Raw genomic sequence first — 14,084 nt, forward strand, 5'->3', positions numbered from 1 at the left:
TTTCAAGTAAACGAATATAGCCCTTCCTGCCTGGCCGGCCCTATGGCCGGCAAATCGCCGACCCGCCATCCCGCACCCAGATCCTCCAGCAGCCGGTCTATCATCCTGCAAAACAAACCAGCCCCCTCCACCCGGGATAACAACAACGACGATAACAATGTCGATACCACCAACGCCGCCCGATCCATCGCCGATCCGCCAAACCGCATCCAACCCGCACTTCGCGCGTCCTCCAGGCAATCCCCCACCCATTCACGGATCGCAACACACAGCCGCTGCACCATCGCCTGCATCCCCGCATCAAAGGTCGCAAATTCCGGGGTAAGGGCGCCCATCAGGCAAACCGCATTACATTGGGAATTATGGAAAAACACCCCTACCAGGTGCCTGATCTGCAAATCTCCACCAAGCTTCGGATGCGCCTGGCGATACCCTTCCACCCGCCTCAGCTCCTCCTCGATCACCGCCTGCCCAAGCAGGGACTTCGTCGCAAAGTGATAGTGGACGGCCGCTTTGCGGATATTCAGCACAGCCGCGATGTCGGCATAGGAAAAGGCGTTGAACCCCCTTTGCCGGATCAACCGGTCTGCCAGCCGGATAATATGCTCCCGCGTTTCACTCATACTCGCCGCCGCAAGATACTTACTTACTGGTAGGTAAGCAAATTTCACAGCCGATAAAGCCAAATTCACAGTGCCGCATTAGCTCGTGCTAAAATACCTGAATTTTAACCGCATGAAAAAACTAATCATCCCCCTCATCGCCACTTCCTTATATTTCAGCGTCGCCCACGCCCAGGCCCCGCCCGACTTCGCCGCCTTCGCCGATACCAGTCATGCCCAAATGATCGCCGCTTACCAACACCGCGATATTCCCGGCTACCGGCGCTTGCTCGACAATTTCATCACCCGCTGGAACGATCTCGACTCCGCTTCCCGAAAAACCTATGCCGGCTATCGCATCGATGCCTTGTACAATCTTGCCTGCACCTATGCCCTGGTCAACCAGCCCGGCCCCGCGCTGGACTGCTTCGAAAGATCGATCCGTGCAGGGTTCACCAACTACACCCATGTCATCCATGACGACGACCTGGTCTCGCTTCACAATAGCCCGCGCTACCGCGCCCTTCTCGCTCCGCTTCGCGAAGTCGGCGACTATCCCTATATCCTCGAAAAAGGAGCCCGGTACGACCCCGACGACCATCGCGCCCTCCCCGCCTTCCAGTATCAGGCAGCCACCGACACCAATCTCATCGCCCTCCGAAAAGGCCTCAACCTCGACTCCATCGCCGGCAGCGGCAGCGACGTCAACCGGGTCATCCGTCTTCTTCACTGGATGCACGATCTCATCCCACACGACGGCAACCACGCCAACCCCGCCGTCCGCAACGCCATGAGTCTCGTAGCGGTCTGTAAACGCGAGCACCGCGGGCTCAACTGCCGCGGCCTGGCCATCGCCCTCAACGAATGCTATCTTGCCCTGGGCTATCGTTCACGATATGTCACCTGTATGCCCAAGGATAGCCTCGGCACCGATCCCGACTGCCATGTGATCAATACGGTCTATATCCCCTCGCTGAAGAAATGGATCTGGATCGACCCCACCAACGACGCCTATGTCATGAATGAAAAAGGCGACCTGTTGAGCATCGAAGAGGTCCGCCTGCGGCTCATCACCCACCAACCCCTGGTCGTCAACCCGGATGCCAACTGGAATCATCGCGCTGCCGTAACAAAAGAAGATTATCTTGGCTACTATATGTCAAAAAACCTCTACCGGCTGATCTGCCCGGTCAACAGCGCTTACGACCTGGAAACCGCCGCCCCCGGAAAGGAGGTCACGTACATCCAACTGCTCCCCCTCGACTATTTCCGGCAAAAACCCGGCCGGGCTATGTATAACACCAATAACCCCACACTCTTCTGGGCAACTCCAAACTGATGAAAAAACTATTTCTGCTGCTGCTGTTGCCCACTATGGTCCACGCCCAGATCGACTGGATGAACTACTCTACCTCCTTCCAGGGCAACGGCAAGGAAGGGACGCACCCAGTGCTCGTCACCGCTATTCCCTACAACGGCATCTATGGCGGCGCCAGTTACTCTTCGAATACCCCCGAAGATTCCAGCCTCGCCGATAGCCATTTAGCCCCTGAAGAAAAACGCCCCAGGCATTTCGGCGTATCCTATACCATTGACTCGGGATACGTCTACTTCCTTGCCCCGGGTACCCACCGGAACAACGCGGATAAATACGAATTCCGGGTGCTTCTGGACAAAAAGACCCTCCTCCTACCCTGGGGTCCAATCACCCGGTTCACCGATCCCGGCAAAGTATTGAACGAATTCAAAGACCAATATGGTTTTCTCGGCGGTTATAAAAACACCTGGGGACATTCCGTCATCGTCGATCTCCGCGAAAAGGCGACAAAAACCATCATATCGTCGGCGATGGTTATCTGGCGCAATGCCCACCCTTCTCTCTCCCGCCTATATACCGCCCAGAACTTGCAGAACCTTATTGGCGGCAGACGCCCTTACGGGGACTCACAACCCGATTCGGCCATGACCAGCCGTCTCGCCGCCCTGGCGCAGGGCAGACTTCAACTGCAACCCCGGGACAACACTCTCATCTTCTATGTCAACGCACAGGTCTATCAACGACAAGCTCTCGAATACCAGTTGCTCCATGACGGCTCCCCGGACCGGCCCTGGCAGCCAAACGACTTTGACAACAACGCCATCTTTTTGCAAAACCTCCAGCCGGGCCAATATACCCTGCAGTTAAGGCTTCGCGCTCAACGGCACAATGTCTCCAGCTATACTTTCGCAATTCGGCCTGCCTGGTATGAAACAAAGCTATTCCGCTTTGGTCTCGGCGCCCTCGAAGGGGCATCACTCATCGCCGTTATCCTCCTGGTCATTCTGTTCCGACAACGCCGGCGAACCCGACGCGAGAAGAATGCCCGGGAAAGGCTTGGTCTTGAACTCGGCTACATCCGCTCCCAACTAAACCCCCACTTCATCTTTAACGCCCTTAGCTCGATCCAGGGCCTGGTTAATAACAACAAGATCGAAGCCGCCAACCGCTATCTCTCTGACTTCGGTCTACTTCTCCGGGATAGCCTGGCCGGAAGCGATAAGGACAGCCATCCGTTGCCTCAGGAGATCCGCATCCTCAACACCTACCTCCTCCTCGAACAACTTCGTTTCGGGTTTGGGTATGAGATCACAACCGCTCCCGGTCTGCCCGTCGGCACGACCGAGATCCCGGCCTTCCTCCTTCAACCCCTTGTGGAGAATGCCGTGAAGCACGGGGTTGCCGGTTTGCACGAAAATGGTTTCATCCGCATCGCCTTCTCCCGGGAAAATGCTAATTTCATCACGGAGGTGACCGACAACGGTAAAGGCTGGGATACAACGGCAGAGGCAAAAGGATACGGCCTTCGCCTCACAAAAGAAAGGATCAGCCTCCTGAACCAACTGTCACCCCAACAACCGATCACGTTGACCATCCGATCGCAACCGGACAGAGGCGCCACGATCCGGCTGCAATTCACAAACTGGTGGACCTAGCATGAGCATAACCGCTGTTCTCATAGATGACGAACAAAACAACCTCGACAATCTCGACAGGCTGCTGACCCAGTATTGCCCCGAAGTAGAGGTCATCGGCTCCGCCACGAATGCATCCACCGGCAGGCAACTCATCGCCACGCAACACCCTGAACTGGTCTTCCTCGATATCCAAATGCCCGGGGAAACTGGCCTGCAACTGCTCCAGCAACTGCCCAGTCTCGATTTCCAGCTCATCTTCGTCACCGCCTATGACCAATACGGCATCCAGGCCGTAAAGTTCGCCGCGGTCGATTACCTGCTGAAACCCATCGACCCCCGGGAACTGCAGGAAGCCGTTCACAAAGCCATGCTCCGGCACGGCGAACGAAGCCGCAACGCCCAACTCGAAAATCTTCTGCAGCTACTCCAACGCCAACCCTTCAAGGAAGAACACCGGATCGCACTGACGACATTAAAAGAGACGCGCTTCCTCCAAACCCGGCAGATCATCCGCTGCGAATCGGATAACAACTATTGTTATTTCTTTTTGGATAACAGCGAAAAAATATTGGTTTCCAAGCCAATATACGAATTCGAACCCCTGCTGAAAGACTACGGCTTCATCCGCTGTCACCAATCCCATCTCGTCAATCTGCAGCACATCCGCAGCTGGATCCGCGAGGATGGCGGCTATCTGTTGCTCAACAATGGCGACACCGTTCCGGTCTCCCGCGGAAAAAAAGAAGCGGTGCTGCAGGCATTGGGCTTCTAAAGCCTCGCCCCGTCAACGTTCCAACATTATTTTATCCCCTTTTTTTGCTATGTGTCCATACTACACTAATTTGCGTGGCGTTTTCCGAAATTGGAGCGACGCTTAAACGAGGCGCTTCCGAAATTGGGGCGGCGCCCCCAGCTATCATCGCTATGACAGATTTATCGCACTTTGATTCGAATGGTCCAAGCAACCCTAAGAACAATATCTTCGGCTTACCTTTCTCAGAAGAAGACGCCCGGCTGGTCATCCTGCCGGTGCCCTGGGAAGTGACGGTGAGCTATGGAGCCGGAACTTCGAGAGCCTGTGAACACGTCTTCCGCGCCAGCATGCAGGTGGACCTGTTCGACGCCGAGACGGACGACGCCTGGCGCCAGGGATTGTATATGCGGCAGCCGGACAAGAAAGTGCTGATGAAAAGCGACTATCTCCGCAAAGAAGCCGAGCTGTACATCAACTTTACCTCCAAGGACGAGGTCGTCGAAAAGAACAGCTTCATGTGCAAATCGCTCAAGGAGATCAACGAGGGCAGCGCCAATCTCAATAAATGGGTCTACGAACAAACCAAAACACTCCTCGACCAGGGAAAGTTGGTCGGCCTCCTCGGCGGCGACCATAGCACCCCACTCGGCTATTTCAAAGCGATCGCCGAAAAACACGGCGACTTCGGTATCCTCCAAATCGACGCACACTGCGACCTGCGCAAATCCTACGAAGACTTCACCTATTCTCACGCCAGCGTGATGTACAACGCATTACAGGAAATACCTCAACTAAAAAGACTGGTACAGATCGGGGTCCGCGACTATTCCCTCGACGAATGGCAGTTCATCCAGAACAGCAATTACAAGGTTATCACCTACTTCGACAAGGATATCAAAGAACGCGGTTACGAAGGCCAGAACTGGCGACACATCGCCGATGAGATCGTCAGCCACCTCCCCGACAAGGTCTACATCAGCTTCGACATCGACGGTCTCGATCCCAAACTCTGTCCCAACACCGGAACACCCGTTCAGGGAGGCTTCGAGGCACAGCAGATATTCTATATCATCCGGAAGATCGTTCAAAGCGGCCGCCAGTTCATCGGGTTCGACCTCGTAGAGATTGGCGTGGGAGACACCGAATGGGACGCCAACGTCGGCTCGCGCGTTCTCTGGAAATTGTCTAATTTGCTTATGGCCAGCAACTCCTGAGCCACGCCATGAAGTATCAATATGTTGTTATTCTGAAGAAGACCGGCCAACGGGCAACGGATGTGTTGAGCGCGCTTCTCTGCCTGTTCTCCTCTTTTACATTCTTCTATATGTCCTTCCGATCGCAACGCGATCGGCCCGATCTCCTCATCCTCGCCATTGCCCTCTTATTGCTCATCGGCCTCATCCTCACCCTGTGGTGGCGGCGCCACAGGCGCCCCGACCAGGTCCGCTACCGTTACCTCTTGCTGCTGGCAGCAATGGGTTGGATGTTCTTCACACCCGCAGCCTGGGTCGGCGCCCTCTTCCTCCTGCTCACTTTCCTCGAATACCAGACAAAGCGCCCCCTCGAGATCGGCTTCGACCAGGATCGCATAGTCATCAACACCCTTTTTAAACAACAATTCGACTGGAAAGCCTTCAATAACGTCATCTTAAAGGACGGTTTGCTCACCCTTGATTTCAAAAGTAACCGCCTGATACAGAGGGAAGTTGCAGACGATGACGAAGACGATGATGCAGATGAGGAGGAGTTCAACGCCTACTGCCGGGCCCGCCTGACCGCCGCGCGCGCATAAAAAACCTTATGGAATATGGGCAGTTTCGCATCCAGGCAAAAACTGCGCTTATGGATTCCATTTCCCTCCCCGTCGTCTCCCCGGCCTTCGAACGGCTTAAACGCAATGGCGTCTGGCTCCATAGTCTCGCCGCCACCCTGCTGCTTGCCCATGCCTTCAGCCATTTCCGCAGCGAGAACACCCATACCCTGTACTTTTGGTGCCTTCTGTTCATCTCACTCGATATCTTTTTGCTGGTGATCGCAGGTAGGGATCTCCTCGCGCAACTGCCCCGGTTGAATCTCTTCTTCCGGTGTATCGAGATCATTTTCTTCTTTTGCATTGGCGTGCTGATGATCAACGAGGGAAACGAACTCACCGGCATCGTCCATTTCCTGCTGACCATCGCCTATGGCTATCTCTTCTATTGCGAACGGGCCCTCCGCCAAACGGAAACCCTCTCCTTCCACCATACCGGCATCACCATCCCAAGCCTGCCGGAAAGCCGTTTCCTTTATTGGACGCATGTCAACGGGGTTAATACGGCCTACGACCACATCGATATCCTGACCGCCGGACAGGACGAGCTGGAATTTGCCCTAAGGGTCAATTTGGATTACGATCAGCTCGAGCATGTGAAGGCTTTCTGCCACCATTATTTGGGCGAAAGCTGAGCACAGCGAGGCTGGCCGAAGGCCCATCATAGGCCCCGCCAGATGCCGAAGGCATCGGTAGAAGCTCGGCGAATTTGCGTAATTTCGCGGATGCTCTTGTCATCGCCATTCATCCTCTATTCCGACGGAAAGGGGAACATCTTCGAGGACACCTCGCTCTATACCACCGGCCGCAGCGGCTGGGACGCCATCCCGGTACCCGCAGAGGACTGGATCCTGCTCCCCGACGGCGGCTCCCTTTACGAACTCCCGGGCAGAAGGGGCATCGGCATCGATGTTATCACCGGCGAAATGAGGCTGTGCGAGAAAGGCTGGGCCGTAGCCGCCTTCATCCCGCCGGCGCATACCGGGCTTTATCTGGCCGCCTACGAAACGGGCCCCGATGCACCCACCCTCCCCCTATTCTGCTATACGGCCGCGGGCTGGCACGATGGGCAATTCTATGTTCCGGCCGTAAGGATCGAACAGGATGTCCGCCAGGACTGCGCAGGATACGATTGGGACGTCATCAATGCCGGGGTAGAGAATATCCTCAAGGCCTATCCGCAAAACCGGCTGATCAAACATCTCGCGGAGAACTGCTGCCTGACCTATCATTGCCCGGCAGCACGCAATTACTTCATGGGCCGCTGGGAATGCCCGGTCCCCTCCTCCCCGGCCTGTAACGCCAATTGCATCGGCTGTATCTCTTTCCAACCGCAGGAAGAGGCCATTCCATCGACCCAGGACCGGCTTAGCTTCAAACCCACCGCGGAAGAGATCGTGGAATTCACCGTTCCTCACCTGCAGGAAGCGCCCTACCCGATCGTCAGCTTTGGCCAGGGTTGCGAAGGCGAACCGCTGCTGATGTGGGAGACGATCCGCGAATCCATCCTCGAAATGCGAAAGCACACGCCCCGCGGCAGCATCAATATCAATACCAACGGCAGCAAACCCGCCGCAGTACGCGCCCTCTGCGAAGCAGGACTCGATTCCATCCGGGTCAGCATGAACTCGGCGCGGGCCGCGGTATATGAGGCCTACTACCGGCCCAACAACTACCGGTTCGAAGACATCGTCGAAAGCCTGCGGGTCGTCCGCAGCTTTGGCGGCTGGGCCTCGATCAATTACTTCGTCTTCCCCGGCATGACGGACAGTGTCGAAGAATACGAAGCGCTCCGGAAACTCATCGGCGATACCGATCTGACGATGATCCAGTGGCGCAATTTCAATATCGACCCCGACTGGTACCTCGGCAAGATCGGCGTGGTCGAGACGGGGGAGTTCATGGGGGTCAAACAACTGATGGAACTCATCGCCGAAGAATTCCCCAGGGTCCGGTTCGGTTACTTCAATCCGCCGATGGAACGCATCCGCGGACGCTATGAAGCGGATTTTGCCCATTAAATTGCCTATCTTGTCACATGCAGAAGATCATCATCGTTGGGGCCACTTCTGGGATCGGCCGGGAAATGGCCCGGCTGTACGCCGGCGCCGGACATCTCGTCGGCGCAACGGGGCGGCGCCAGGAATTGCTCTACACGCTGCAACTCGAATTTCCCAATCACGTCATTACGGAATGCTTTGACATCACCGGTCCCGGGGCCACGGCCCATCTCGAATCCCTGACACGGAAACTGGGCGGGCTCGATCTGCTTGTCTACAGCGCAGGCTGGGGAGAGATCATGGACAGCCTGGACTGGGCCGTGGACAAAGGAACGGTGGACGTGAACGTGAACGGCTTCCTGGAGGCCGTACATTTCGCCTGGCGCATCTTCGTCGACCAGGGCCATGGCCACCTGGTAACGCTCTCCTCGATCGCTTCGATCCGCGGCAACCGCCACTCCCCTGCCTACAGCGCGGCAAAGGCCTTCCAGAGCACCTATTTCGAAGGACTTTCCATCAAGGCGCGGCACATGAAAATTCCCCTTTACCTCACCGATGTCCAACCGGGTTTTGTCGACACCCAAATGGCCAAAGGCCCCGGCCGGTTTTGGGTGGCGCCGCCCGAGAAGGCTGCCCGGCAGATCCTTCAGGCGATCAACCGGCGCCGCTGGCGCGTATATGTTACGCATCGCTGGTGGATCATTGCAAAGATCGCAAAGTGGATCCCCTCCTGGTTGTATCACCGGATCGGCTAAACTTTTGGCACTGAGATTGCAAATAAAGGACAAAGAACCTGTATGAAGAAGTCCCAAGCCATCGTATTGACAGCCCTTACAACTACCCTCGCCGCGGGCGTGACCCTCTGGCTGCTTAGCAGGCGCAAGGCACAAAGACGGAAGGATTTTGTCGCCAACGCAGGCTATGAAATGGCCTATGATATCCGCTACCCGGTGAAGTATCGCCGGCACAAACGTCACAATGGTCACCGGGACTCGCATTTTTAACATTTTGCCAAGGCGCCATGGGGCAATTCTCCCCCATTTTACTGCGTTACTAACTACATTATTGGTAAATTTGTTCAATGACCGAAAGGCAAGATAGTTTCGAATCCGAGAAAAACATGAAGGCCGGGGGATTGACCCTCGGCATTTGCGTGCTTCTGCTCCTTGTCCTGCTCTATGTCAGCTGGACCCAGCCGGTGAACCCGCCCCCCGTTACCGAAGAAGGGATCGAGGTGAACCTGGGCAACAGCGACAAAGGGCTTGGCGACAATCAACCCTATCTGCCGGGAGAACCTTCCGCCGTCGAAAAAGAGAAATACACTCCGCCCAAACAGGCGGCCGTCGTGAAAGAGCCCGTAAAGGACGTCGAGACGGATGACAATAACAAGGAAGATGCACCGGTGGTAAAAAAGGCGATCGTTACCAAGCCAAACGCCACCAAAATTCCCGATAAAGAAATTACAAAGACCAGGGTCAAGCCCGTAAAACATCCGGAGACCCTTCCCGAGAAGCCGGCTCCGCCCCGGCCCAAAGCCGTATTCCGCGGCGTGAACGGGAACGGTACAGGCGGCAACGCGGCCGATGACTTCAAACCCGGTGGCAACCAGGGGATCGCGGGCGGCCGCGGCGACCAGGGCGCACCAGGCGGTGATCCGAATTCCAAAAATTATGTGGGTGGCGGCCACGGTAGCGGCGGTGTGGCTATTTCACGCGGGCTTGGCGGCCGGCACATTGTCAGCACGCCCTCTTTCACCGACGATTTTAACGAAAACGCAAAGGTGGCTGTGGACGTCCATGTGGATGCGGGTGGAAATGTAACGGACGTAGATTACCAGATGCGCGGATCGACGACATCGGACGGCAACATGGTCGCCATCGCCAAACGCAAAGCCCGGCAGGTGAAGTTCAGCAGCGGCGACGGAGAGTCCGTCGGCACCATCATCTTCAATTTCAAGATACATAATTAGGGCCTACCTTTGCCCTTCTATGGACTATGCACAGACAGTCGAATACCTATTCAACAAGCTCCCCATGTATAGCCGCATCGGCGCGGCAGCCTACCGGAAGGATCTGACCAACACCTGGCAACTGACCGATGCCATCGGCAACCCGGAACGAAAATTCAAAAGCATCCATATCGCCGGAACTAACGGCAAAGGTTCGACGAGCCATATGCTGGCCGCCGTTTTCCAGGAAGCAGGTTATAAAACAGGTCTGTACACCTCTCCCCACCTAAAGGACTTCCGCGAACGCATCAGGATCAACGGGGAGATGATCCGCGAAGAATTCGTCGTCGACTTCGTCAAACGCATCCGCGGCGTATCCGAACAGATGGACCCGTCATTCTTCGAAATAACAGTCGTCATGGCCTTCGACTACTTCGTTCAACAAAAAGTGGATATTGCCATCATCGAAGTAGGCCTCGGGGGAAGGCTGGACAGCACCAATATCATCACCCCCGAATTGTCGGTGATCACCAATATCGGTTTCGACCATATGAATATGCTGGGCAACACACTGGCCGCGATAGCCTTCGAAAAGGCCGGGATCATCAAAAAAGGAATTCCCGTGGTCATTGGTGAAACGCATCCGGAAACATCCCCCATCTTCAGCCAACGCGCACACGAGGAAGAAGCGCCGATCCGGTTTGCCGATCAGCAGCGCTATGTCACCGACTGGAAATATCAACGTCATAGCCTGGTGGCAGAGGTGGCCACCTCCCCATTAGCCGACGACGTCACCTTCTATACCCTCGACCTGGCCGGCATCTACCAGGCCAAAAACCTGGTGACTGTCCTCGAAGCCATCCACGTGATGACGGGCAAGGGCTGGAAGCTGGATCAAAAGACCGTCCTTCGGGCGCTGGCAAGGGTCAAAAAGCTAACCGGGCTACATGGCCGCTGGGAACTGGTCCATGAACATCCCGACGTAGTGCTCGACGTCGCCCATAACGAGGACGGCATCCGGCAGGTGCTGCGGCAGGTGGAGCTGAGCGATCATGAGGAACTGCACGTCGTCCTGGGGTTGGTAAAGGACAAGGACATCGACGGCGTGCTGAGCCTGCTCCCACGCAATGCGCATTACTATTTCACCCGAGCCCGGATCCCCCGCGCGCTGCCCGAGGCCGAGCTGGCCGCGCAGGCAAATGCCATCGGCCTTCAGGGGCGCTCCTACCCTACCGTGACGGAGGCGCTGGCGGAGGCTAAGGCGCACGCCCGGCCCCGCGACCTGGTCGTGGTCTGTGGCAGCGTGTTCGTGGTAGCAGAAGCGTAGGATCGAGCCTTCGGGCCTTGGGGGAAAATAGGCCCCCGGCACGATCATCCAATGCTAGGCCTTCGGCCACCGGGCCCGTGGCCCGGTTTGTCACCAATCCAATAATCCCATGCGCGTAAGCGCGTAGAACAGGGCCGTGACATGCATGCTCTGGACGATGCCGCCCGAGCGGAGCAGTTGCTTCAACTCGTCTGCAGAGTGCAGGCAGACCTCGATCTCCTCGTTGAAGTCGAGATGCTGCTCCTGCATCTTAAGGCCGCCGGTGGCGAGGAAAAAATGCGCCCAGTTGTTATTGGTAGATGGATTGGCGGAAGTCTTACCGAGATATTCGACTTTCTCGAAGGTATAACCGGTCTCTTCGACCAGCTCGCGCCGGACCGCGGCGTCGAGGGTGGCATCCGTAGCGTCGACGCAACCTCCCGGCAGCTCAAGCGTAGTGACACCCAACGCATGGCGATACTGCCGTTCGAAAATGAACTTCCCATCGTCGGTCAGCGCGACGGCGATGACCCACGTGGGGAACTCATAAACATAGTACGGCTTGATGATCCTCCCATCCCGGGTCTCGCAAGTGTCGCTTCGAAGCGTGAACCATGTATCCCTGAACAGATATTCCGATGAAAGGGTCTTCCAGCTCAGATCTTTCTCCTGCACCATTTACCAGTTTTTCCGTTCGCGTAAAGAAGTGATATGGGCAACGTGGTGCCGGCCATGCCACGCATAGTTGCCAAGCAGGTACCATAAGGTCATGATGCGATCGGCCTCGGGATGATAGACCTCGCGTTCCCAATCCCTCAGCGTAAGATCGCTGATGGTCGCATACAGCCGCGTGTGAAGGGCATAGAGCAAGGTGATAGACACGTTGATAGGGATGGTCTGCACGTCATTGAGCATCGCCCAGGACTTTTCGTCGTAGGGACGAATGGCGGGCTTGTTCTCGGTGAGCCCGAGGCGGAACCGGCAAAAGGCATTCATATGGCTGTCGGCGACATGGTGCACGACCTGCTGAATGGTCCAACCGCCGTCCCGATACGGGGTCAGGAGCTGGGCCTCGTCGAGGTTGAGCACGGCATTCTCGATCAATTGGGGGAGGAAACGGATGTCATTGAGCCATTCCTGTTTCTGATGCTCGGAATAGGGCTTTGGCTCGTAGGTCCCGATGGGGTACCGCAGGTCAATGGTGGTGGTGCTCATATCCTTTAGTTGTTTTTGAATCGGGGCGGGTGCGGATGCTCCGGCGTCAGTCCTCATGGCGCAGTTCGTGACCCGTAAGATGGATAAACACATCCTCGAGATTCGCCTTCTTCACCTCCTTCGGCCGTTCGAATCCCTGTGCGACAAGATTATCGATCAGCCGGTCGGGGGATTCCAGGGCGATGATGGTGCCGGAGTCGATGATCGCGACGCGGTCGCAGAGTATCTCCGCCTCATCCATATAGTGCGTGGTGATGATCACCGTCGTTCCTTTGGACCGGATGTCTTTTATCAGCTCCCACAAATTACGGCGGGCCTGGGGATCGAGACCCGTGGTGGGCTCGTCCAGAAAGATGATGCGAGGTTGATTGATGAGGGTCGTTGCGATGGAGAAACGTTGCTTTTGACCGCCGCTGAGCTCTTTGAATTTGGCCTTTGCCTTGTCGCGGAGGTTGACACGATCCAGCAGCTCGAGAGCATCGACCTTCTGGTTATACAATCCGCCGAAGAGCTGGATGAGCTCACTCAGGTTGAGACCGGGATAGTAGCCGGATGTCTGTAACTGAACTCCGATGATCTTCTTTATCTCGCCGGGTTCCTTGTCGAGGTCGAAGCCATCGACCGTGATCGTCCCACCGGTTTTATCCCTTAACGTTTCGATGATCTCGAGGGTCGTCGATTTCCCGGCGCCGTTGGGACCGAGGAGACCAAAGATCTCGCCTTCCATTACCTCGAAGCTGATGCCTTTTACCGCTTCGAAATCGCCGTATTTTTTTGTGAGACGGTTGACGGAGATGATCGTTTTCGCTGCCATGAACGCAAATTACGGAAAACGGCGTTTTTTAGCGGGCAATTTATGCGAGCGGTTGGGGGCGGCTGTTGCGGAACGGGGAGTTGCAGATACCGTTACCTGGCAAATATTTGAGTAAAATAGATATTGCCGTTGCGTCCGAAGGCGAGGCCGATACCGGTGAGGCGGAAATCGCCTTCGATATTCCGTCGATGACCGGGACTGTGAAGCCACCCGTCGACGACCTCACGTGCGGACATGGGGCCCGAGGCGACATTTTCGGCCGCGACGTGAAGCGGCCCGAGCTTTTTTCGGATGCGGTCGATGCGGTCGCGGAAGCCGTCATGGCCAAAGGGGGTCTTACCGGAGAGCATGTCGCGGCTGTGGCCCAGCGCGACGGAAGAGATGAACGAGTTGGCTTGCAGCGGCGGGCGGCCGATAGCGCGGCGATGCTGGTTGACGAGTCGAAGGATCTCGCCGGACACCGAGGCGGCAGGGGGCGGCGCAGAGGCGGCAGGGGGCGGCGTAGAGGCAGCAGCGGGCGGCGCAGAGGCGGCAGGGGGCGGCGTAGAGGCAGCAGCGGGTGGCGTAGAGGCGGCAGGCGGGCGCGATACTGCGGTGTGCGGCGGCGAAAAAAACGCGAAAGAAATGGGTATCAATAGAAAGAGAACGGCGTGACGCATAAAAACACCTTAAATGCGATA

17 protein-coding genes are annotated in these 14,084 nt (G+C 56.4%); 12 read left to right on the top strand and 5 right to left on the bottom strand.

All coding sequences use genetic code 11. The features are described from left to right. Positions 1–2 precede the first annotated feature (2 nt). Positions 3–623: a TetR/AcrR family transcriptional regulator gene (locus VHE34_RS21525; protein WP_325591736.1), complete on the bottom strand. Its 621-nt coding sequence runs from the start codon at positions 621–623 to the stop codon at positions 3–5. A 112-nt stretch (positions 624–735) separates the two neighbouring features. On the opposite strand from VHE34_RS21525, the gene VHE34_RS21530 reads away from it, so the two are divergent. From VHE34_RS21530 to VHE34_RS21580, 11 genes are all read left to right on the top strand, one after another. Continuing rightward, the gene (locus VHE34_RS21530) at positions 736–1,941 is read left to right on the top strand and encodes a TPR end-of-group domain-containing protein (protein WP_325591738.1); all 1,206 of its coding nucleotides are present in this window, start codon (positions 736–738) and stop codon (positions 1,939–1,941) included. Then, entirely contained in the window at positions 1,941–3,575 is a 1,635-nt protein-coding gene (locus VHE34_RS21535) for a sensor histidine kinase (protein WP_325591740.1), read from the top strand. Before VHE34_RS21530 ends, VHE34_RS21535 begins: the two co-directional genes overlap by 1 nt. A 1-nt stretch (position 3,576) precedes the next feature. After that, positions 3,577–4,329: a LytTR family DNA-binding domain-containing protein gene (locus VHE34_RS21540; protein WP_325591742.1), complete on the top strand. Its 753-nt coding sequence runs from the start codon at positions 3,577–3,579 to the stop codon at positions 4,327–4,329. 152 nt (positions 4,330–4,481) lie between these two features. Next, positions 4,482–5,525, top strand: coding sequence for an agmatinase family protein (locus VHE34_RS21545; protein WP_325591744.1), 1,044 nt, complete (start codon positions 4,482–4,484; stop codon positions 5,523–5,525). A gap of 8 nt (positions 5,526–5,533) precedes the next feature. Next, positions 5,534–6,103: a hypothetical protein gene (locus VHE34_RS21550; protein ID WP_325591746.1), complete on the top strand. Its 570-nt coding sequence runs from the start codon at positions 5,534–5,536 to the stop codon at positions 6,101–6,103. A 50-nt stretch (positions 6,104–6,153) separates the two neighbouring features. Then, positions 6,154–6,756, top strand: a complete 603-nt coding sequence (locus tag VHE34_RS21555) for a hypothetical protein (RefSeq protein WP_325591748.1) — start codon at positions 6,154–6,156, stop codon at positions 6,754–6,756. A 90-nt stretch (positions 6,757–6,846) separates the two neighbouring features. Then, positions 6,847–8,142 (top strand): radical SAM protein, encoded by a 1,296-nt coding sequence (locus tag VHE34_RS21560; protein WP_325591750.1) that lies wholly within the window; start codon positions 6,847–6,849, stop codon positions 8,140–8,142. A gap of 17 nt (positions 8,143–8,159) precedes the next feature. After that, positions 8,160–8,876 (top strand): SDR family NAD(P)-dependent oxidoreductase, encoded by a 717-nt coding sequence (locus VHE34_RS21565; RefSeq protein ID WP_325591752.1) that lies wholly within the window; start codon positions 8,160–8,162, stop codon positions 8,874–8,876. 42 nt (positions 8,877–8,918) lie between these two features. Next, a complete protein-coding gene (locus tag VHE34_RS21570) occupies positions 8,919–9,125 on the top strand; it encodes a hypothetical protein (RefSeq protein ID WP_325591754.1) in 207 nt (68 codons plus the stop codon). A gap of 77 nt (positions 9,126–9,202) precedes the next feature. Further along, on the top strand, positions 9,203–10,090 hold the full coding sequence (locus VHE34_RS21575; RefSeq protein ID WP_325591756.1) for a hypothetical protein: 888 nt from the start codon (positions 9,203–9,205) through the stop codon (positions 10,088–10,090). A 19-nt stretch (positions 10,091–10,109) separates the two neighbouring features. Beyond that, positions 10,110–11,396: a folylpolyglutamate synthase/dihydrofolate synthase family protein gene (locus tag VHE34_RS21580; RefSeq protein WP_325591758.1), complete on the top strand. Its 1,287-nt coding sequence runs from the start codon at positions 10,110–10,112 to the stop codon at positions 11,394–11,396. A 90-nt stretch (positions 11,397–11,486) separates the two neighbouring features. On the opposite strand, the gene VHE34_RS21585 is transcribed toward VHE34_RS21580, so the two are convergent. The 4 genes from VHE34_RS21585 to VHE34_RS21600 form a co-directional block, all read right to left on the bottom strand. After that, positions 11,487–12,053: an NUDIX hydrolase gene (locus tag VHE34_RS21585; protein WP_325591760.1), complete on the bottom strand. Its 567-nt coding sequence runs from the start codon at positions 12,051–12,053 to the stop codon at positions 11,487–11,489. Beyond that, positions 12,054–12,590, bottom strand: a complete 537-nt coding sequence (locus tag VHE34_RS21590) for a YfiT family bacillithiol transferase (RefSeq protein WP_325591762.1) — start codon at positions 12,588–12,590, stop codon at positions 12,054–12,056. It lies immediately after the preceding gene. A gap of 46 nt (positions 12,591–12,636) precedes the next feature. Then, positions 12,637–13,404: an ABC transporter ATP-binding protein gene (locus VHE34_RS21595; RefSeq protein WP_325591764.1), complete on the bottom strand. Its 768-nt coding sequence runs from the start codon at positions 13,402–13,404 to the stop codon at positions 12,637–12,639. Positions 13,405–13,496: 92 nt separating this feature from the next. Then, a complete protein-coding gene (locus tag VHE34_RS21600; RefSeq protein ID WP_325593073.1) occupies positions 13,497–13,865 on the bottom strand; it encodes a CAP domain-containing protein in 369 nt (122 codons plus the stop codon). Between VHE34_RS21600 and VHE34_RS21605 the strand changes: the two genes are divergently transcribed. Continuing rightward, positions 13,753–14,058, top strand: coding sequence for a hypothetical protein (locus VHE34_RS21605; RefSeq protein WP_325593086.1), 306 nt, complete (start codon positions 13,753–13,755; stop codon positions 14,056–14,058). The two genes, VHE34_RS21600 and VHE34_RS21605, sit on opposite strands and share 113 nt — an antisense overlap. Positions 14,059–14,084: the final 26 nt, after the last annotated feature.

Source organism: Puia sp., assembly GCF_035546395.1.
Taxonomy (GTDB): domain Bacteria; phylum Bacteroidota; class Bacteroidia; order Chitinophagales; family Chitinophagaceae; genus Puia.

Coding starts and splice junctions, on each gene's coding strand:
- VHE34_RS21535 (WP_325591740.1), top strand. CDS start 1,941: ATGAAAAAACTATTTCTGCTGCTGCTGTTGCCCACTATGGTCCACGCC.
- VHE34_RS21590 (WP_325591762.1), bottom strand. CDS start 12,590: ATGAGCACCACCACCATTGACCTGCGGTACCCCATCGGGACCTACGAG.
- VHE34_RS21565 (WP_325591752.1), top strand. CDS start 8,160: ATGCAGAAGATCATCATCGTTGGGGCCACTTCTGGGATCGGCCGGGAA.
- VHE34_RS21585 (WP_325591760.1), bottom strand. CDS start 12,053: ATGGTGCAGGAGAAAGATCTGAGCTGGAAGACCCTTTCATCGGAATAT.
- VHE34_RS21525 (WP_325591736.1), bottom strand. CDS start 623: ATGAGTGAAACGCGGGAGCATATTATCCGGCTGGCAGACCGGTTGATC.
- VHE34_RS21540 (WP_325591742.1), top strand. CDS start 3,577: ATGAGCATAACCGCTGTTCTCATAGATGACGAACAAAACAACCTCGAC.
- VHE34_RS21595 (WP_325591764.1), bottom strand. CDS start 13,404: ATGGCAGCGAAAACGATCATCTCCGTCAACCGTCTCACAAAAAAATAC.
- VHE34_RS21550 (WP_325591746.1), top strand. CDS start 5,534: ATGAAGTATCAATATGTTGTTATTCTGAAGAAGACCGGCCAACGGGCA.
- VHE34_RS21605 (WP_325593086.1), top strand. CDS start 13,753: ATGTCGCGGCTGTGGCCCAGCGCGACGGAAGAGATGAACGAGTTGGCT.
- VHE34_RS21580 (WP_325591758.1), top strand. CDS start 10,110: ATGGACTATGCACAGACAGTCGAATACCTATTCAACAAGCTCCCCATG.
- VHE34_RS21560 (WP_325591750.1), top strand. CDS start 6,847: ATGCTCTTGTCATCGCCATTCATCCTCTATTCCGACGGAAAGGGGAAC.
- VHE34_RS21530 (WP_325591738.1), top strand. CDS start 736: ATGAAAAAACTAATCATCCCCCTCATCGCCACTTCCTTATATTTCAGC.
- VHE34_RS21575 (WP_325591756.1), top strand. CDS start 9,203: ATGACCGAAAGGCAAGATAGTTTCGAATCCGAGAAAAACATGAAGGCC.
- VHE34_RS21570 (WP_325591754.1), top strand. CDS start 8,919: ATGAAGAAGTCCCAAGCCATCGTATTGACAGCCCTTACAACTACCCTC.
- VHE34_RS21555 (WP_325591748.1), top strand. CDS start 6,154: ATGGATTCCATTTCCCTCCCCGTCGTCTCCCCGGCCTTCGAACGGCTT.
- VHE34_RS21545 (WP_325591744.1), top strand. CDS start 4,482: ATGACAGATTTATCGCACTTTGATTCGAATGGTCCAAGCAACCCTAAG.